Source organism: Shewanella decolorationis (assembly GCF_004354305.1).
GTDB classification, from domain to species: domain Bacteria; phylum Pseudomonadota; class Gammaproteobacteria; order Enterobacterales; family Shewanellaceae; genus Shewanella; species Shewanella decolorationis.
On the sequence record NZ_CP037898.1, the window covers coordinates 1,098,131 to 1,116,845 of the forward strand.

Here is an 18,715-nt window from a genome sequence, read left to right on the forward strand (position 1 = left end):
ATCTAATTAGTGCTAAAATGAAAAACAGTATTATTAATAAACTAAGGAGTATACGTTAAATGAAAAGTTATTTAGATTTACTAAAAGATATTCAGGAGAATGGTCATGTAAAAAATGATAGAACTAAAACTGGTACGAAATCTGTTTTTGGTCGTCAAATTCGTCATAATTTGCAAGACGGATTCCCATTGCTGACTACTAAGAAATTGCATTTCAAAAGTATTGCAAATGAATTAATTTGGTTTCTAAACGGTGATACAAACACCAAATGGTTAAAAGAAAATGGTGTTTCGATTTGGGATGAGTGGGCAACTGAAGATGGTGATTTAGGACCGTTGTATGGCGCACAGTGGACTAATTGGCCTACAAAGGATGGTGGTTCAATTAATCAAATAGAATACGTTGTAAATCAACTTAAAAACAATCCAGACTCTCGTAGAATTCTATTTCACGGATGGAATGTAGAATATCTTCCAGATGAAACTGTTTCTCCTCAACAGAATGTTAAAAATGGAAAGATGGCTTTGCCTCCATGCCACTTGCTGTATCAGTTCTATGTTGCTGATGGTAAATTATCTGCACAGTTATATATTCGCAGTTCGGACAGTTTTTTGGGTTTGCCATATAATATCTCGTCCCTTGCGCTATTGACCCATATGTTAGCCCAGCAATGTGATTTAATTCCGCATGAAATTATTGTAACTACTGGTGATAGCCATATTTATAGCAATCACGAAGCACAGGTTGAAGAACAGCTATCTCGTGATGCAAGACCGCTTCCAACATTGAAGATTAATCGCAAGCCAGATTCAATCTTTGATTATAAGTTCGAAGATTTTGAAATTGTTGGATATGATGCACATCCAAACATTAAAGCTCCAGTAGCGATTTAAAATTAGAGGCAAATGTCATGCTCAACGGACAACAGAAATCAGAGTTAAATGTCCTGAATTTTGAAAGTTGGGTCGAGAGCATGACTGACTTTGAGCTTTTAAAATGGTCTATTGAGGACTGTTCAGTAATATTAATGCATCAAAGGCAGAATCCATTCTCTACACAATTTAAAGGTTGGTCAATAAAATTTGCTGGAGGATTATACTTTGGCTTATCAATAAGTAATGGAGTATATAAATACTCCAAGTCCAATACTAACGTTATCAGTAAAATTCGTGTGGGAAACTTTTAATTCAGAGGTTATCATGGTTGATAGTGTTAAGTTTGCATGGGGTATTAACTCTGTTGGACAGTTCAAGCATGTATCTGAGGTTCCTAATGGAAATGACTGTTTGTGTTATTGTATCCAATGTGGAGGTGCGTTATGCGCTAAAAATAAAGTACAAAAAGTAACAGCACACTTTTCTCATCAAGTTGATTGTAATTGTGTTGGTGAAAGTATTATTCATGTACTAGCTAAGAAGATCATAGAGGATGCTGCAAATAATGGTGATAGATTTTATCTACCAGAAATGAAAGGAGTCGTTGAATCTCTTTGTGACCTAGATGAAATTCATTCTTTGGAGTGGAATTATGGGAAAAAGTACCTAAGTAATTACAAAGCGCAGCAAGAGGTTCGTTTAGGTGATTTAATCACAGATGTCCTTTGTATCGATGTTGATACTAATGAACAGTATGCTGTGGAAATTTATCGAACTCATAAGAAAGATGATAAATCAATTAAAATTTTTAAAACCCAAGGGATGATGGCGGTCGAGCTAGACCTAAGTGATTTGCGACTGGATATTTCTAGAGAGGAATTAGTCTCACAGGTTCTCGTAAATGCACCTAGACGATGGCTAAATAATACTAAACAAAAAAGTTTGATATCAGCGACAAAAAATGAGCTTGATAGTATTGTGAATCAATGTAACTCAAGGTCTTATAGCGACTTTATAAAATGGTTTAGAGAGCAAGATCTTAACGGCATACTTAGTAAATTGAAATTAACCGATTTGCGTCATGTCGAGCGTAGTATTGATATTACTGGTAAAAGTATTTCTTATCCACTTCGTCAAGAATTTAAAATAACAGACATATCCGAGATTCAATACCCTAGTAAGCATGATGATTATTTAGCAGCTAAGATTCAAATTAATGAAAAAAGTTGGTTTGATATTGTGTTTATAATTGGTAAAAAGGCAGATTATTATACTCTTGATATTAAACGCCCTTATGTTATTTCTGAAATAATAAAAGATGATTTTAATGATTATATGTTTTTTTGTGAAGCAAAATCAATAGATAAGTGGACAATTGAATTAAAGAGAAGGGCGCAGCGAGAGTTAAACTTTATTATAAGTAACAAAAACAACTATATTGAAGTATTTCAGAATATAAGTGATCAGCAACGCATAAATATGTTGTGTCATAAAATTGGTGTGCCCTCACCAACAATATCAGGCAGATATTCTGTATTTAAACCTCATTGGAATACTTGTGAATATGTATGGAAGGCATTGGTTTACTTGTATTTTATCTGTAAGCACAATGATATAACCACATCTTCCATAGCTGAAAATGATTGGTTTAGTGCTCTTTTGGATTTACCCAATGATGAACGTTCATCTGTACAGCGTTCAAAAGATATTTACTACTGGTTTGATAAACGCCTTCGCCCAACAGGACTTGTTTTTCGTAGACGTAGATTGAAGTTTGAAGTGAATGACTTAAGTCCATTATACAAGAATATTAGAAAGATTGAAGATATCCTGTAGTCGAAGTTTAAACAATGCAAATCTGCACAAATATCTTCAAGGAAACCAGAGTTTAACTAAATCCGCAGAGTGGCATTTTAACTTGCTTGGAACGTTACGAAGTGGCATTTTTGGTTAGTCGAAAATGGTCGGTGCTATAGATAGTTTAACTGCTTATTTAACAATATGGTGTGTGCATTTTTTATGCACAGTACGTAACCATTGCTTTCAAATGCTTGATAAATGTCTGGTTGTGCAAAAATTTTGTCTGATAAATGCCCTAGGCTTACCTTTCAACATCGCCAGTTATGCGCTGCTGACCATGATGGTGGCACAGCAATGTGATTTAGCTTTGGGTGACTTTGTGTGGACGGGTGGCGATACCCACTTGTACTCCAACCATATGGAACAAACGGCGTTGCAGCTAAGCCGCGAGCCAAGACCGTTACCCACCATGACTATCCTGCGAAAACCTGCTTCTATTTTCGATTATCAATTCGAAGATTTCGAGCTAACTCACTACGATCCACACCCGCATATCAAAGCCCCTGTCGCCGTCTAATGGCGAATTAATCGACTAACACCTCGGAATTACCGAGGTGTTTTGTCGAAACTATCGATTATACTTGTTTTTTTTCTTCGTCTACACTCAGTCAATTATGATTTTTTGGAGTGCAAGATGGAAAAAGCAATTAGAAATTTTCTGAGCCAGGAATCGGCTGGCGGCATCCTGTTATTGGTTGCAGTTGTCTTAGCCATGCTGATGGCCAATTCTCCTCTAGCGGGACTCTATCAAGGTTTTCTCGGTACTGAAGTACAAGTGCGTGTCGGCGCGCTCGATCTGCATAAGCCACTGTTGCTGTGGATTAACGATGGCCTGATGGCATTGTTTTTCTTACTAATTGGCTTAGAGGTGAAGCGTGAACTGTTAGAAGGCGCCTTATCCAGTGTGGCCCAGGCTTCACTGCCAACCTTCGCCGCGATTGGTGGTATGTTAGTGCCGGCTGGCATCTATCTGCTATTTAACTACGGCGATCCTGTGACCCAAGCGGGCTGGGCCATTCCTGCGGCCACCGATATTGCGTTTGCACTCGGCATCATGGCTTTGTTGGGTAGCCGCGTGCCAGTGGCATTGAAGGTCTTCCTGTTGGCGCTTGCCATCATTGATGACTTAGGCGTGATTGTGATTATTGCGCTCTTCTACAGCAGCGATCTCTCAACCATTAGCTTAATTATTGCCAGTATTGCGATTGTCGGTTTAGTGGCCTTAAACCGTAAAGGCGTGACTGCATTAGCACCCTATGGCGTGTTGGGACTCGTCCTGTGGGTCGCGGTATTGAAGTCAGGCGTCCACGCTACTTTGGCTGGGGTGATTATTGCCTTCTGTATCCCACTGCGGGCAAAGGATGGTAGTTCACCCTCTGAGCATTTAGAGCATAGCCTGCACCCTTGGAGCACTTTCCTTATCCTGCCTGTCTTTGCCTTTGCCAATGCGGGGGTGGCCATAGGTAATATGAGTCTAGATACCCTAATTTCCCCTGTACCCGTTGGGATTGCATTGGGGCTCATGCTAGGCAAGCCGATTGGTGTGATGTTGTTTAGTTATGTGGCCGTCAAACTGAAGTTGGCAAAATTACCGGATGGGATCGGTTGGAAGCAGATTGCGCCTGTGGCGGCAATGTGTGGTATTGGTTTTACGATGTCGATGTTTATTGCTTCGCTGGCATTTGAGCAAGCAGACCCTATTTATGGCGACTTAGCGCGCCTTGGCACCTTGATAGGCTCAATTCTGGCGGCCTTGATCGGGTATTTCTGGTTATCAAAAGTGTTACCTAAAAAAGGAGTATAACTATGATAAATATGAAATTAGTAGGAATGGCAGCACTGTTAACACTTTCTTCAAGCGCAATGGCTTCGCAGATTGATGCCTGTAACAAGGATGTCGCATCACAAACCTGTCAAAGCTACCTTGAGGGCATAGTCGATGGCGCGTTAATGTTTAAATCTGAGGCATTAGGCGCGCGGCTTGAAACCAATGGCTATGAGTCTAGGGCGCTTAAGTACCGCGGCGGTAAACGTTTCCAAGAGGCGAATCGTATGTATTGCGCCAACCGTATTCCGGATAGAGACAGTTTAGTCTCCGGCGTAACGGAAGCGGTTAGCACTGGGACGGCAGCCGATTTAGAACAGTTGCAGGGAATAGTTGTTAACTTATTGGATTGTCAGCGTTTAAAATAGCGCGATCGACTCATCATTTGTTAAGCTGAGTCACTGCGATCCGACATGCCGCAGCCCTTGAGGCTGCGGTATCCATTAGAGGAAGCTCACTGGCGATGCTGCATCTTAATTACAACCATCTTTATTATTTCTGGATGATCAAAAAGAAGGGCTCTGTGGCTAAGGCGGCCGAAGCCCTTTGTCTGACGCCCCAAACCATCACGGGGCAAATTCGTGCCCTCGAAGATCGTCTTAACGGCAGTCTATTCAAACGTGTTGGACGTAATTTAGAGGCGACAGAACTCGGTGAGCTGGTATTTCGCTATGCCGATAAGATGTTTTCCCTCAGTTATGAGATGCTCGATTTACTCAACTATCAAAAAGATGATGCCCTTTTATTTGAAGTCGGTATTGCCGATGCCTTGTCTAAGGCCTTGGCGAGTCGCGTACTACTTTCTGTTGTGCCGAATGACGGCTCCATGCACCTTGCTTGTTATGAAGCGACCCACGAAAGTTTAATGACTCGTTTACGCGAGCATAAACTGGATATGATCCTCTCGGACTGTGCGGGTGAGTCATTGAAATACCCTGAGATTTTATCGAAAAAACTGGGTGAGTGTGGCGTAAGCTTTTTCTCCGCCGAAACCTATAGTGCCGATTTTCCCGCTTGTTTAGAGCAAGGACAATTGCTGATCCCAGGCCGAAGAACATCGCTTGGGCAACAATTATACCGTTGGTTTGATGAGCAAAATCTTAAGGTCAGCATCTTAGGTGAGTTTGATGATGCGGCGATGATGAAGGCCTTTGGCTACCTGAAACGCGGGATCTTCGTCACGCCGTCGGTCTATCCGCAAGAAGTGATTTCCCACGGCATGCATTTGCTTGGCGAAACTTTAGATGTGAAGGAAGAATACCATGTGATGTTTGCCGAGCGGATGATCCAACATCCAGCGGTGAAACGTTTATTAGAGACGGATTTCAGTGATTTATTTGCCGGATTAGACAGCCAAGTTCAGCGGTGCTAAACCGAGTTTCAATACGGCTTGCATCGACACTCTGCTGCGTGAACTGGTAAACTAGGGCTAAATTTGTTTTGGGAGAATTAACTTGGAGTTAATGAACATTGCACGGGTCCGCTGGGCATGTCGCCGCGGAATGCTCGAATTGGACGTCTTGTTCCAGCCTTTCGTCGAAAATGTTTATCAGGATTTGTCGGATGACGACAAGGCCCTGTTTATTCGTTTACTCGAGTGTGAAGACCCTGAATTATTTGCTTGGTTTATGGGTCATGAAGCCTGTCCCGATACAGAGCTTGCCCGCATGGTAGTGCAAGTCCGTGGCAGAGCGGCGCCATAGTTTTAGCGTAAAAGCCTCTAGCGACCAGCGACTCTCGTTGGTCGTTTTTGTTTGTGTCTGCAGTACCTCTTTACTTATCTGGCCTGAAACGGACGTCGTATTTTGGCTTATGCTTAAGTTGGTGTTCGCCGTTTTAATCCTCGGATTCTTGGGCTATCAGTTATGGCGACTGAGAACTTGGCATTGCCGTTTTGAGCTTAATGGAAAGGGGGAAGGCTGGCTCTCGACGGGAGAGGCGTTTCATGTGCTCCCGAAAACTTGGGTAACGCCCTTTGTCTGCTTAATGTACTATCAGTCCGCAGATAAGTTGCATCTGTTGCCCCTGTGGGCCGATATGTTTAGCGATACTGATTACCGCCATTTATGCCGGCTATTACTTAAAGTTAAAACTCAGACGACGAGCCAACGCGAGTCCTTGTAATTTATATCTAAAATGCTTCCTTCAGCCTAAATAAAACGGGCTAAATCTGAGTCGATTTAGCCCGTTAAAAGTGTCCCTTAAGCAACGCGGTTATTTTTCAGGTTGCAGAATCGTTGGTTGTGGAGAGTCAACTTTCTCTGGGTGGTCGATATTATAGTGCAGACCACGGCTCTCTTTACGATCCATAGCGCAGCGGATAATCAGCTCCGCCACTTGCACTAAGTTACGCAGTTCCAGCAGGTTATTGCTGACCCTAAAGTTGCTGTAATACTCTTGGATTTCCTGCTGTAACATCAAGCAGCGGCGCAATGCACGCTCCAAGCGTTTATCTGAGCGGACGATCCCCACATAGTCCCACATAAAGAGGCGCAGTTCGTGCCAGTTGTGGGCAATCACCACTTCTTCATCGGAGTTGGAAACTTTACTCTCGTCCCACGCCGGAATTTGCCCAGGTAATGGAATTTTGTGCATTTGGCTCTCAATATCCTGCGACGCAGCGCGGGCAAATACCAAACATTCGAGCAGTGAGTTACTCGCCAAACGGTTCGCACCATGTAAGCCAGTATAGGCGACTTCGCCGATGGCATAGAGGCCGTTGAGGTCGGTTTGACCGTGCAAGTCCGTCATTACCCCACCACAGGTATAGTGGGCGGCAGGCACCACAGGAATGGCATCCTTAGTGATATCAATACCCAGTTCCAAGCAGCGACTATAGATCGTTGGGAAATGCTTGATGATAAAGTCGCTGTCTTTATGGCTGATGTCTAAGTAGACACAATCGGCACCGAGACGTTTCATCTCATAGTCGATGGCGCGGGCAACGATGTCGCGGGGCGCGAGTTCTGCGCGCTCGTCAAAGTCAGGCATAAAACGGCTGCCATCGGGGCGACGTAAATAAGCCCCTTCACCGCGCAGCGCTTCTGTCAGTAGGAAGTTACGCGCATCGGCATGGTAAAGACAAGTTGGATGGAATTGATTAAATTCCATGTTGGCTACGCGGCAACCTGCACGCCACGCCATGGCAATGCCATCACCACTCGCCACATCGGGGTTTGAGGTGTATTGGTAGACCTTAGAGCTACCGCCCGTGGCTAATGCGACAAATTTTGCCTTAATGGTTTCAACCTGCTCGGCATTACGGTTCCACACATAGGCGCCTAACACGCGATTGCCAGGGCGATTTAATTTACGGGTGGTGATGAGGTCGATGGCGTTGTAACGTTCTAAAACTTGAATATTGGGGTGGGCGAGGGCTCGTTCTTGCAGTGTGGTTTGCACTTCTTTGCCCGTCGCATCGGCGGCATGAAGAATGCGTCTATGGCTGTGGCCGCCTTCGCGGGTCAAATGATAAGGTGCGTCTTTGGCATTATCGCCAGCGGTTTCTTCTTTATCAAATGCCACGCCACATTCAATTAACCATTGCATAGCGCTTTTGGCGTTTTCAGCGGTAAAAGTTACCACTTCCTTATCGCACAAACCGGCACCAGCCACTAACGTATCGGCCACATGGGATTCGATGGTGTCACTTTCATCGAATACTGAGGCGATACCGCCTTGGGCGTAGTATGTTGACCCTTCCGAGAGTGGGCCTTTTGAGAGCAGAATTACGTTTGCTTTTTCAGCAAGATGCAAAGCTAGTGTCAGACCTGCGGCACCGCTACCTATGACTAATATGTCAGATTGGTGTTCAACTACTTGTTTCATCGGGTATCATGCTATGACTGAGAGTGCCATCTATGGTAAACCAACTCACCGATTATGGGTACTTTCCTTTTAACCTTACTTTTTTTGTATAATTCTTAGAACTTTTTCAAAGCACGCTAGTCTACATAAGTGAATATGATTCGAGCGACTGAGAAATCAGCATTTTAGATTTGGGAGAAGTCGGCTCGGATGAGTGGACAAATAAGTGATCAACAATTAGTTGAGCGCGTACAACGGGGAGATAAAAACGCTTTTAACCTGTTGGTGCTTAAATATCAGAGTAAAGTGGTGAGCTTGATTTCACGCTATGTGCGTAACCAAGCCGACGTTACCGATGTGGCACAGGAAGCGTTTATCAAAGCTTATCGAGCTTTGCCAAACTTTCGCGGAGAAAGTGCGTTTTATACCTGGTTGTACCGCATAGCCGTAAACACGGCTAAGAATTACCTCGTGTCACAGGGGCGCAGAGCGCCTGCAAATGATGTGGATGCCGAGGATGCCGAATACTACGAAGGCAGTGATGCGCTAAAGGAGTTTGCCTCCCCAGAGCGACTAATGTTATCGGACGAAATCAAAAAAGTGGTTTTCGAGACATTAGAAACCTTGCCGGAAGAATTACGTATGGCGATTTCGCTGCGTGAACTCGATGGGATGAGTTACGAGGATATTGCCATCATCATGGATTGCCCTGTGGGTACTGTAAGATCTCGTATCTTCCGCGCCCGTGAAGCAATCGATAAAAAACTCCAGCCATTACTGGAAGAGTAACACCCTTAAATTTAGACAGGTGAACAATGGATAAATTAGGTCAAGAATGGGTATCTGCCGCTGTCGATGGAGAGACAGATCTGCAGACTATGGCAGAACTTGCTGCCGATACGCATTCACATAATAAATGGCGTAACTATCATGTGATAGGTGATGCTATGCGGGGAGAGTTGCCCCAAACTATGGCGTTAGACCTTTCCGCCAGTATTGCGGCTGCAATCGAACTTGAGCCTGCCATTGTCTCGCCTCAAGTGAGCGCGCCAGAAGTCACAGCAGCTCCACAGCAAGTGGCTGTAAATGCTGGCCAAAGCCGTGTTGTGCTCTTATTCAAGCAGTTTGGTCAGTATGCGATTGCCGCAACTGTGGCTATGTTCGCCATCGTAGGCGTACAGAACTTTAACCAAACCGCCGATGATGCCGCGTCGCCATCGCCTGTGCTCATCACCCGTCCTCTGGTCGGTAGTGCGTCGCCAGTGAGCTTACAGACAGGTCCAGTGCAGCAAAATCAGAGCTACACTAACGACCAAATGAACGAGCAACGTCGCCGAATTAATACGTATATTCAGGACCATATGTTGCAACAACGATTGAATACGGGTGCCGTTGTAGAAGACAATAGCGAGGTTATTCCCGTTCCTGTCAATCAGTAGTAAGGAGTTAGCTTGCGTCTAATCCTGTTGGCTTTGTTAGCCTTGGTATTCCCTGCAGTGGCGCAGGAAGATATGCCAGCCAAAGTCTGGCTTGAGAAAATGAGCCAGGCTTTAAAAGAGAAAGAGTTTAAAGCATCGATTATACAACTTCAGGCCGATCATATTCGGCCTTTGGTTTATCTTCACGGTAAGGTGAATAATCAAGAAGTTGCGTTTCTTGAGTACCTCAATGGCCCACCAAAAAATGCGGTCAGAGTGGGCAATCGAGTCACCTTTATCGAACACGATCAACCCGCCTATAGTATCCTTTCTAATCATATTCAGGGCGTATGGCCTGCGGCTTTCTCTTCAAAGATGAGTGATTTAGAAGTGGGGTATCAGTTTGTACTCGGTGGTCGAAGCCGTATTGCGGGACGTCCCGGTCAAATGATCCGTTTATTACCAAATGATGAGTACCGTTACGGTTTCCAAATTTGGCTTGATATGGACACCTATCTGCCTCTTAGATACGACATGCTGACTCAAGATAAACAATTACTTGAACAGCTGATGGTGATTGAGCTAATTGAGTTAAAAGAGCCGCCATCCATTCTGCAGGAAGCTTATAAGCAAGAATGGCCAGCGGTTATTGATCAGGCTGAGCGCCAAGATGGGCAAAATTGGCAGTTTTCTTGGTTACCAGCAGGATTTAGCGTGGTAGTGCGTGATCACCACCGTTTAATTGGCAGTCACGAAGCGGTTGAATATATTGCGTTAACAGACGGTTTAGCCAATATTTCTGTCTATGTTGCACGGGCTGGCTCGACGCCATTACCCGAAGAGTTGATCACTCGTAATGGTTTGTCTTTGGTGTCTGAAAAAGTGGGTAATGCCGAAGTAGTTGCCGTGGGTAAAGTGCCGACCGAAACCTTGGCCCGTATCGCGAAAAGTCTGATGTTAGAATAAGGCTCCTTATCATGATGGAAGAAGTGGCGCGGGTTGTCGCCTGCGATAATCAAGGTTGGCTGACCGTCGAGGTAGAGCTTAAAAGTACCTGTAAGAGCTGCAGCAGTAGCGAGTCTTGTGGTACGTCGGCGGTGGCTCAGGCTTTTTCAGCAAAGACACAACAATTCTCCATTCAAAGTGAACGCCCATGTGAAGTTGGTGAACTGCTAAAGCTCGGTTTACCAGAGAGCGTGATCCTGAAAGCGGCGGCCTTAGTTTATTTGACGCCGCTGCTCGGATTATTCGCTGGCGCCGTATTTGGCCAGTTTTTCGCAGGTTTGTTGGAAATCAATTCGGATCTCAGTGCGATAGCTTTTGCTGCCTTAGGCGCTATAGCCGCGTGGTTCTTTGGAAAGCACAAGGCAAAACAACTCGAAGTTGATTCGCAACCTGTCATTTTGGCTTATTTAGGCTCAGGGATCAGTTTAGAAAAATTACCCGTTTAATTTCATGTTGTTATTGATTTTAATCTGGCAATAAACTCCAGCTGAGAGCCACATTTCCCTACTTAAAGAGAAGGATGAGTGAATCTGATTGGTATTGAAACCGCAATCAGGTACAATTTCGCACCTTTGAACCGTATCCATTTTTCAGTATTAGTCATAGCAGCATAATGAAACACATTAGAAACTTCTCAATTATTGCCCATATCGACCATGGTAAATCGACGCTATCAGATCGTCTTATTCAGGTTTGTGGCGGGTTAAGCGACCGTGAAATGGATGCGCAAGTTCTTGATTCTATGGATCTAGAACGTGAGCGCGGTATCACGATTAAGGCCCAGAGCGTCACGTTGGAATACAAAGCCAAAAATGGCGAAACTTACCAACTTAACTTTATTGATACCCCTGGCCACGTTGACTTTTCCTATGAAGTATCTCGTTCATTAGCCGCCTGTGAGGGTGCGCTGCTCGTGGTGGATGCGGGTCAAGGCGTTGAAGCTCAGACGCTCGCTAACTGTTACACCGCGCTGGATATGAATCTGGACGTGGTACCTATCCTGAACAAAATCGACTTACCCCAAGCCGATCCTGAGCGCGTAGCCGCTGAGATTGAAGACATCGTGGGTATCGATGCGATGAACGCTGTGCGTTGCTCGGCCAAAACCGGCGTGGGTATTGACGAAGTATTAGAAGTCATCGTTGATCAAATTCCACCGCCAGAAGGCGACCCAGAGGCGCCGCTACAAGCGCTGATCATTGACTCTTGGTTTGATAGTTACTTAGGCGTTGTTTCTCTCGTACGTATTAAAAACGGCGTGCTGAAGAAAGGCGATAAGTTTAAGGTGATGTCTACTGGACAAAACCACACCGCAGATCGCGTAGGTATTTTCACGCCTAAACAAACTGATAAAACCGAGTTGAAAACCGGTGAAGTAGGTTTTGTTATCGCGGGTATTAAAGAAATTCATGGTGCACCTGTGGGTGATACCTTGACGCTGGCGAAAAATGGAGCAGATAAGCCATTACCTGGCTTTAAGAAAGTGAAGCCTCAGGTATACGCTGGTGTGTTCCCGATTTCTACCGATGAATATGAAAACTTCCGCGATGCGCTCAACAAACTCAGCCTCAACGATGCGTCATTGTTCTTCGAACCTGAAAGTTCATCAGCCCTTGGTTTTGGTTTCCGTATTGGCTATTTAGGCTTGCTGCACATGGAAATCATTCAAGAGCGTTTAGAGCGTGAATACGATCTTGACCTTATCACGACGGCGCCTACCGTAGTGTATGAGGTGCTGTTGACCAGTGGTGAAACCATCTATGTTGATAACCCTGCAGACTTGCCGGCGATTAACAACATCGAAGAGATGCGTGAGCCAATCGTTGAAGCTAACATCCTGGTGCCAAAAGAATACTTAGGTAACGTGATTACCCTGTGTATCGAAAAACGCGGTACCCAAGTGAACATGGTTTACCACGGCAATCAAGTGGCCGTAACTTACCACCTGCCAATGGCTGAAGTGGTGATGGACTTCTTCGACCGCTTAAAATCGACCAGTCGTGGTTATGCATCGTTAGAATACAACTTCATCCGCTTCGATCCTGCTGACATGGTGCGCTTAGACATCTTAATCAACGGCGATCGCGTAGACGCATTGGCGATGATTATTCACCGTTCAAACATTCGTCACCGTGGTTTGGCGCTGGTTGAGAAGATGAAAGAGCTGATCCCACGTCAGATGTTTGATATCGCGATTCAAGCCGCTGTTGGCAGCCAAATTATTGCCCGTTCTACCGTAAAAGCCTTACGTAAAGACGTAACGGCTAAGTGTTACGGTGGTGACGTTTCCCGTAAGAAGAAACTCTTGAATAAACAAAAAGAGGGTAAGAAACGGATGAAACAAGTGGGTAACGTTGAGGTGCCACAAGAGGCGTTCTTAGCGGTACTTAAGCTAAACGAGTAACACTCGAGATAACACAATTTAGCTATTATTGCGCCGCAGTTTGCGGCGCTTTACTTAGCTTATCGTATGTTTTGTGGTGTTTTTTTAGAAATACGGTAAGTTAACTAAAGTTCGCGAGTCGAAATACAATAGTCGCTGAGTTTAGATCTTTACATTTCAAGGCAGGAGTTCAATAAGCAATGGCAGCCTATTTTTCCATTATTTTAGTGCTAGTCACCCTGATTTCTGGGTTGATCTGGTTAATCGATGTGCTGGTATTTGCGCCTAAACGCCGCGAAAGCTTAGCCTTAGCCAAGGCTTCGCAGGCTAATTTAACCGAGGAAGCCGAATATAACATCATCCGCGAACCCACAGTGGTTGAAACCGCGCACTCCATCTTCCCTGTAATTGCCTTCGTGTTGATCCTGCGCTCGTTTATTTATGAACCCTTCCAAATTCCCTCCGGCTCTATGATGCCAACCCTGTTAGTGGGTGACTTCATTCTGGTGGAAAAGTTTAGCTATGGCCTAAAAGATCCCGTATGGCGCACTAAACTGATTGAAACGGGCGAGCCGAAACGTGGCGATGTGATTGTGTTTAAATACCCTGAAAACCCTCAGATTGACTACATCAAGCGCGTAGTGGGTTTACCGGGCGATCGGATTATCTACCGCAACAAGCAGTTAATGATCCAAAAGGCCTGCGGCGTAGAGCAAACAAATTGCCCTGAGCCAGAACTGGTGGCGCGTACCGAAATTAGCCGTGGCGACTTCGACTTCGATGGCGTGCCTTTAATTCGTTATAAAGAGCAACTCGGTGAAGTGGCCCACGATATTTTAATCAATCCAAGCCGCCCCGATATGATTGGATACTTCAAGCGTGAAGGAAATTTACCAGCGGGTGAGTTCCTTGTGCCAGAGGGCCATTATTTTGCGATGGGCGATAACCGCGATAACAGTACCGACAGCCGTTTCTGGGGCTTTGTCCCTGAAGAGAATCTTGTCGGCAAAGCGGTCGCTATTTGGATTAGTTTTGAGTTTGACCGTTCTAAAGCCGACTTCCTACCCACTTGGGTGCCAAGTGGCGTGCGTTTTGAACGAGTAGGTGGAATTCACTAGTATGGAACCGATTAAAAATTTGCCACGTTTGTGTCGTACTTTGGGTTATGAGTTCAAGAACGTTGAGCTCCTCACCCAAGCATTGACCCACAGAAGTGCGGCAAATAAGCACAACGAGCGGTTAGAGTTTTTAGGCGATTCGATTTTATCGATTGTGATCTCAGACGCCTTATATCATCAGTTTCCTAAGGCGACCGAGGGGGACTTGAGCCGGATGCGCGCCACCTTAGTGCGTGGTGATACGCTCACTTTGATTGCTAAGGCCTTTAAGCTTGGGGATTATTTATTCTTAGGCCCCGGCGAGTTAAAGAGCGGTGGTTTTAGACGTGAGTCCATCTTGGCCGATGCGGTCGAGGCGATTATCGGCGCAATCTACTTAGATTCCGATCTCGAAGTGTGCCGTAAGTTATTACTGCATTGGTACGCCGAGCGTTTGGCCGAGATCCAACCCGGCGTGAATCAAAAAGACGCGAAAACCTTACTGCAAGAATATTTACAAGGGTTAAAGAAGCCGCTACCCGATTACCAAGTAATCAACATAGAAGGCGATGCCCACGATCAAACATTCACCGTTGAATGTCGTATAGATGACTTGAGCGAAAGCGTGATTGGCGTAGCGAGTTCGCGCCGTAAAGCCGAGCAGATTGCTGCGGCTCAAGTATTGGAGTTACTGAAGAAATGACCAAAAAAACAGACTTGCCAGCTGTCGATGCCGCTAACGCGAGCAATGAGCCGAGCTTAGATGAATTACTGGCAAGGATGAATGCAGCGAGCGCGGCGGCGCCGTCTGTTCACTATGATGTGACCTACTGTGGCATGGTGGCCATTATTGGCCGTCCTAACGTGGGTAAATCGACCCTGCTGAACCGTTTGCTTGGGCAAAAGATCAGTATTACCTCGAAAAAACCGCAAACGACGCGTCATCGCATCATGGGGATCCATACCGATGGTCCACGCCAAATCGTGTTTATCGACACACCGGGTCTGCATATTGAAGAGCAGCGTGCAATTAACCGTCTGATGAATCGCGCGGCGGCGAGCTCGCTTGCCGATGTGTCTATGGTGATTTTTGTGGTCGATGGTATGACTTGGACCGCTGATGATGAGATGGTGTTAAGCAAACTACGCCGTGGTGGTGAAGAGCGTAAAACCGTGTTAGCCATCAACAAAGTCGATAATATCAAAGACAAAGAGGCTCTTTTCCCTTATTTGGAAGACGTGGCCAAGAAGTATCCCTTCGATGAAATCCTGCCGATTTCGGCCAGTAAGGGTACCAACGTTAAACGCATTTTAGAGATGGCGGCGGAGTCTCTGCCCGAGAATCCCTTCTTCTTCCCAGAAGATTATGTGACCGACCGTTCGCAGCGTTTTATGGCCTCTGAAATTGTTCGTGAAAAACTGATGCGCTTCCTCGGCGATGAATTGCCCTACGATGCGACGGTTGAAATCGAGCAGTTTAAGATGATGGAAAACGGCGTTTATCAAATCAACGCCCTGATCTTGGTTGAGCGCGAAGGCCAAAAGCGGATGGTGATTGGTAGCAAAGGTGAGCGCATTCGTACCATCGCCACGCAAGCGCGCCTCGATATGGAAACCTTGTTTGATAACAAAGTGTTCCTCGAAGTGTGGGTGAAGGTCAAATCCGGTTGGGCCGATGATGAACGTGCCCTGCGAAGCCTAGGCTACGGTGACGATTAATCGTTACTGATAATAGGCCGAGCCTGACCATGAACGAGCGCGCAGACCGATGAAACGGGGGTATGTTTTGCATCATCGCCCTTACCGGGAGTCTAGCGCGCTGGTCAATCTCTTGGTTGACGGGATTGGTCGTGTCGATGCCGTCGCGAGAGTCGGGAGCGGTAAACGCTCCATCAAAAGTATTCTCCAACCCTTTCAGCCGCTGATTTTTGAATTTAGCGGCAAGTCTGAACTCAAAAACATCAGCCAAATTGAAGCGGCCGCGCCAGCCGTGCCTTTATCGGGTTATAGCCTGTATGCCGGCATGTATATCAATGAATTGCTGATGCGCACCCTGTCGGTTCACCATAATGCCGAGGCGTTATTCCTCATCTACCATCAAGCCTTGGTCGGGCTCGCGGCGCAATTCTGTGAGTCGAAGCTGCGCTATCTTGAGTTGGCGCTTTTGCGGGAACTCGGGGCAATGCCATCTCTTATTCGCGATACTCAGGGCGAACCGCTGATCCCTGAACATTACTATCAGCTTGTGCCAGAACTTGGCTTTCAATTTGTGTTGAACAGCAGGGCAAAGCATACCTATCAAGGTGCAATGTTAACTGCACTTAACGATAATCAATTGTTGCAAGAGCAGTTTTTAGATGCTAAACGGTTGATGCGGTCTATGCTGCAACCCCTGCTCGGAAATAAGCCGCTGGTGAGTCGGCAGCTATTTATTCAAGCGACCGTCTCAAGCAGAGATGGGAATAATTAGCCCTAGCTCCTGTTTTTTACTGCCTGTCCCAGTACAATAGGGCGCAAATCAGCGTTAATTCTAGCCTTACAAACATAAAGGAGTTCCCGATGAGCCGTATCTTATTGGGTGTTAATATCGACCATATTGCGACCCTGCGTCAGGCTCGCGGCACCAGTTATCCTGATCCTGTCCATGCGGCCGCAGTCGCCGAGCATGCGGGTGCCGATGGTATCACTATTCATTTACGGGAAGACAGACGTCATATTATCGACCGCGATGTGTATCTGCTGGCGAAAACCTTAAAGACGCGGATGAACTTTGAGTGTGCCGTGACAGAGGAAATGCTCAACATCGCCTGCGAAGTTAAACCGACCTACGTTTGCTTAGTCCCTGAAAAACGCCAAGAAGTGACGACTGAAGGTGGTTTAGATGTGGCTGGACAATTAGATAAAATCACTGCCGCGGTAAGCCGTTTAGCCGCCAATGGTATTCAAGTGTCACTGTTTATCGATGCTGATAAGACACAAATCGATGCCGCTGTCGCCTCTGGTGCACCACTTATCGAAATTCATACCGGTTGCTATGCCGACGCTAAAACCGCTGAAGAAGAAGCCAAAGAGCTTGCACGTATCAGCGAAATGGCTAAATACGCCCATGGCAAAGGCTTAGTGGTGAATGCGGGCCACGGGCTGCATTACCACAATGTTAAGCCGATTGCGGCGATCCCAGAGCTGTATGAGCTCAACATCGGTCATGCCATTGTCGCGCGTGCGGCCATTGATGGCTTAGCTACAGCGGTTAAAGACATGAAAGCGCTTATGTTAGAAGGTCGTCGAGGCGAATAATGGCAATCGTTGGGCTTGGCACTGATATAGTTGAAATCGAGCGTATCACGGCCCATGTGGCGCGTTCCGGCGATAAGCTGGCAAAACGTGTACTGACAGAGGCTGAGTTCGATATCTATCAACAGCATAGCCAACCGAGCCGCTATTTGGCTAAACGCTTTGCCGCTAAAGAAGCTGCTGCTAAGGCCTTGGGGACGGGTATTGGTCGAGGGGTATCTTTTCAGCATATCCACATTGGGAATACGCCCGATGGTGCGCCGACGATTGATTTTACACAAGGAGCGCAGCAGCGCTTAGCTTTGCTCAACGGTGTGGTCGGGCACATTTCAATCGCGGATGAAAAATCCTACGCTATTGCGACGGTTATCCTCGAATCACGCTAGTCTTTTAACCGTTACTATAAAGGGAGCCTTAGCTCCCTTTTTTATTGCCTCAAAATACCTAGCAATATTTTTGTTACTTTTCACTGTTCAGTCTCGCGTTTTTGGGCTAGGTTAGGTCAAAAGTGGTATTTAAACAAAAATTTGCAGGGACTGAGTAAAAGGAGCCCAAGATGAAATCCGCCGTAGAGCAGTTATCCACCTATAAGAGTGTGCATTTAAATCCGCGCAATATTCGAACCCATTTCGTTGGTATCCCATTGATTATATGGTCTGCTTTCCTATTGCTGGCGACTATCCGAATTCCACTTGGCAGCGCGGGTGATGTGAGTTTAGGTGTGATTTTAGGGGCAGGTGTGCTGGTTTATTACTTTCGCTTACATGCAAAGTTAGCGATTGGCCTAGCTTTATTTATCGCCCCCGTCGTATATACCACTGAGTTAATGGCAGATTCTCCCAGCGCCTTTTGGTTGGCTATATCGGTATTTATCGTGGGATGGATTTTTCAGTTGATTGGCCATCAATACGAGAAGGCCAAACCCGCTTTTGTGGACGATTTAAACCAACTACTAATTGGCCCGTTCTTCTTAATGGCCGAAGTGTATTTTCTCTTGGGGCTTGAAAAAGAGTTAGATGCCGAGATTACACCTATCGCTATCGAAAAGCGCCGAGCACTCGAAGCTCGTCTCAAGACGCAAAGCGTTAAATAATCTCTTGGGGGAGAAGAAAATCGGCTGAATTCCATTTGGATTCAGCCGATTTTTTATC

Annotated in this window: 20 protein-coding genes and 1 pseudogene; 20 read left to right on the top strand and 1 reads right to left on the bottom strand. The window is 45.8% G+C overall.

Annotation, left to right across the window (positions count from 1 at the left end; translation table 11 throughout):
• The first annotated feature begins 59 nt into the window (after window positions 1-59).
• From EYR25_RS04825 to EYR25_RS04860, 8 genes and pseudogenes are all read left to right on the top strand, one after another.
• Entirely contained in the window at window positions 60-893 is an 834-nt protein-coding gene (locus EYR25_RS04825) for a thymidylate synthase (RefSeq protein ID WP_133178699.1), read from the top strand.
• A gap of 306 nt (window positions 894-1,199) precedes the next feature.
• Window positions 1,200-2,711: a hypothetical protein gene (locus EYR25_RS04830; protein WP_133178700.1), complete on the top strand. Its 1,512-nt coding sequence runs from the start codon at window positions 1,200-1,202 to the stop codon at window positions 2,709-2,711.
• 256 nt (window positions 2,712-2,967) lie between these two features.
• A pseudogene (thyA, locus tag EYR25_RS04835) lies at window positions 2,968-3,252 on the top strand (thymidylate synthase); the annotation flags it as partial.
• A 117-nt stretch (window positions 3,253-3,369) separates the two neighbouring features.
• Complete coding sequence (gene nhaA / locus EYR25_RS04840) at window positions 3,370-4,539, top strand: Na+/H+ antiporter NhaA (RefSeq protein ID WP_133178701.1); 1,170 nt, start codon at window positions 3,370-3,372, stop codon at window positions 4,537-4,539.
• Between the two features lie 2 nt (window positions 4,540-4,541).
• Window positions 4,542-4,928, top strand: a complete 387-nt coding sequence (locus EYR25_RS04845; RefSeq protein ID WP_023266792.1) for a hypothetical protein — start codon at window positions 4,542-4,544, stop codon at window positions 4,926-4,928.
• A 95-nt stretch (window positions 4,929-5,023) separates the two neighbouring features.
• Window positions 5,024-5,932 (top strand): transcriptional activator NhaR, encoded by a 909-nt coding sequence (gene nhaR / locus EYR25_RS04850; RefSeq protein ID WP_023266793.1) that lies wholly within the window; start codon window positions 5,024-5,026, stop codon window positions 5,930-5,932.
• Between the two features lie 82 nt (window positions 5,933-6,014).
• Window positions 6,015-6,263 carry an FAD assembly factor SdhE gene (locus EYR25_RS04855; protein ID WP_133178702.1) on the top strand — a complete coding sequence of 83 codons (249 nt, stop codon included), beginning with the start codon at window positions 6,015-6,017 and terminating at the stop codon, window positions 6,261-6,263.
• Window positions 6,244-6,684: a protein YgfX gene (locus EYR25_RS04860; RefSeq protein ID WP_133178703.1), complete on the top strand. Its 441-nt coding sequence runs from the start codon at window positions 6,244-6,246 to the stop codon at window positions 6,682-6,684. The genes EYR25_RS04855 and EYR25_RS04860 overlap by 20 nt, the downstream gene beginning before the upstream one ends.
• Window positions 6,685-6,774: 90 nt before the next feature.
• On the opposite strand, the gene nadB is transcribed toward EYR25_RS04860, so the two are convergent.
• Window positions 6,775-8,388 (bottom strand): L-aspartate oxidase, encoded by a 1,614-nt coding sequence (gene nadB / locus EYR25_RS04865; protein ID WP_086903302.1) that lies wholly within the window; start codon window positions 8,386-8,388, stop codon window positions 6,775-6,777.
• A 189-nt stretch (window positions 8,389-8,577) separates the two neighbouring features.
• Between nadB and rpoE the strand changes: the two genes are divergently transcribed.
• The 12 genes from rpoE to EYR25_RS04925 all read left to right on the top strand — a co-directional run bounded on the left by rpoE (window position 8,578) and on the right by EYR25_RS04925 (window position 18,657).
• Entirely contained in the window at window positions 8,578-9,156 is a 579-nt protein-coding gene (gene rpoE, locus EYR25_RS04870) for an RNA polymerase sigma factor RpoE (RefSeq protein ID WP_011623604.1), read from the top strand.
• Window positions 9,157-9,182: 26 nt separating this feature from the next.
• Entirely contained in the window at window positions 9,183-9,806 is a 624-nt protein-coding gene (locus EYR25_RS04875) for a sigma-E factor negative regulatory protein (protein WP_133178704.1), read from the top strand.
• Between the two features lie 12 nt (window positions 9,807-9,818).
• Window positions 9,819-10,751 (top strand): MucB/RseB C-terminal domain-containing protein, encoded by a 933-nt coding sequence (locus EYR25_RS04880; RefSeq protein ID WP_039977946.1) that lies wholly within the window; start codon window positions 9,819-9,821, stop codon window positions 10,749-10,751.
• Window positions 10,752-10,762: 11 nt separating this feature from the next.
• Entirely contained in the window at window positions 10,763-11,236 is a 474-nt protein-coding gene (locus EYR25_RS04885) for a SoxR reducing system RseC family protein (RefSeq protein ID WP_133178705.1), read from the top strand.
• Window positions 11,237-11,403: 167 nt separating this feature from the next.
• Window positions 11,404-13,194: a translation elongation factor 4 gene (gene lepA / locus EYR25_RS04890; RefSeq protein ID WP_023266798.1), complete on the top strand. Its 1,791-nt coding sequence runs from the start codon at window positions 11,404-11,406 to the stop codon at window positions 13,192-13,194.
• A gap of 179 nt (window positions 13,195-13,373) precedes the next feature.
• Window positions 13,374-14,291 carry a signal peptidase I gene (gene lepB / locus EYR25_RS04895; RefSeq protein ID WP_023266799.1) on the top strand — a complete coding sequence of 306 codons (918 nt, stop codon included), beginning with the start codon at window positions 13,374-13,376 and terminating at the stop codon, window positions 14,289-14,291.
• Between the two features lies 1 nt (window position 14,292).
• A complete protein-coding gene (gene rnc / locus EYR25_RS04900; protein ID WP_133178706.1) occupies window positions 14,293-14,973 on the top strand; it encodes a ribonuclease III in 681 nt (226 codons plus the stop codon).
• A complete protein-coding gene (gene era, locus EYR25_RS04905) occupies window positions 14,970-15,989 on the top strand; it encodes a GTPase Era (RefSeq protein WP_088585903.1) in 1,020 nt (339 codons plus the stop codon). Before rnc ends, era begins: the two co-directional genes overlap by 4 nt.
• A gap of 49 nt (window positions 15,990-16,038) precedes the next feature.
• Window positions 16,039-16,740 (top strand): DNA repair protein RecO, encoded by a 702-nt coding sequence (gene recO / locus EYR25_RS04910; protein WP_133178707.1) that lies wholly within the window; start codon window positions 16,039-16,041, stop codon window positions 16,738-16,740.
• Between the two features lie 89 nt (window positions 16,741-16,829).
• Window positions 16,830-17,567: a pyridoxine 5'-phosphate synthase gene (gene pdxJ / locus EYR25_RS04915; RefSeq protein WP_133178708.1), complete on the top strand. Its 738-nt coding sequence runs from the start codon at window positions 16,830-16,832 to the stop codon at window positions 17,565-17,567.
• Window positions 17,567-17,950 carry a holo-ACP synthase gene (gene acpS / locus EYR25_RS04920; RefSeq protein ID WP_011623594.1) on the top strand — a complete coding sequence of 128 codons (384 nt, stop codon included), beginning with the start codon at window positions 17,567-17,569 and terminating at the stop codon, window positions 17,948-17,950. Before pdxJ ends, acpS begins: the two co-directional genes overlap by 1 nt.
• A 170-nt stretch (window positions 17,951-18,120) precedes the next feature.
• Complete coding sequence (locus EYR25_RS04925) at window positions 18,121-18,657, top strand: Mpo1 family 2-hydroxy fatty acid dioxygenase (protein ID WP_133178709.1); 537 nt, start codon at window positions 18,121-18,123, stop codon at window positions 18,655-18,657.
• Window positions 18,658-18,715: the final 58 nt, after the last annotated feature.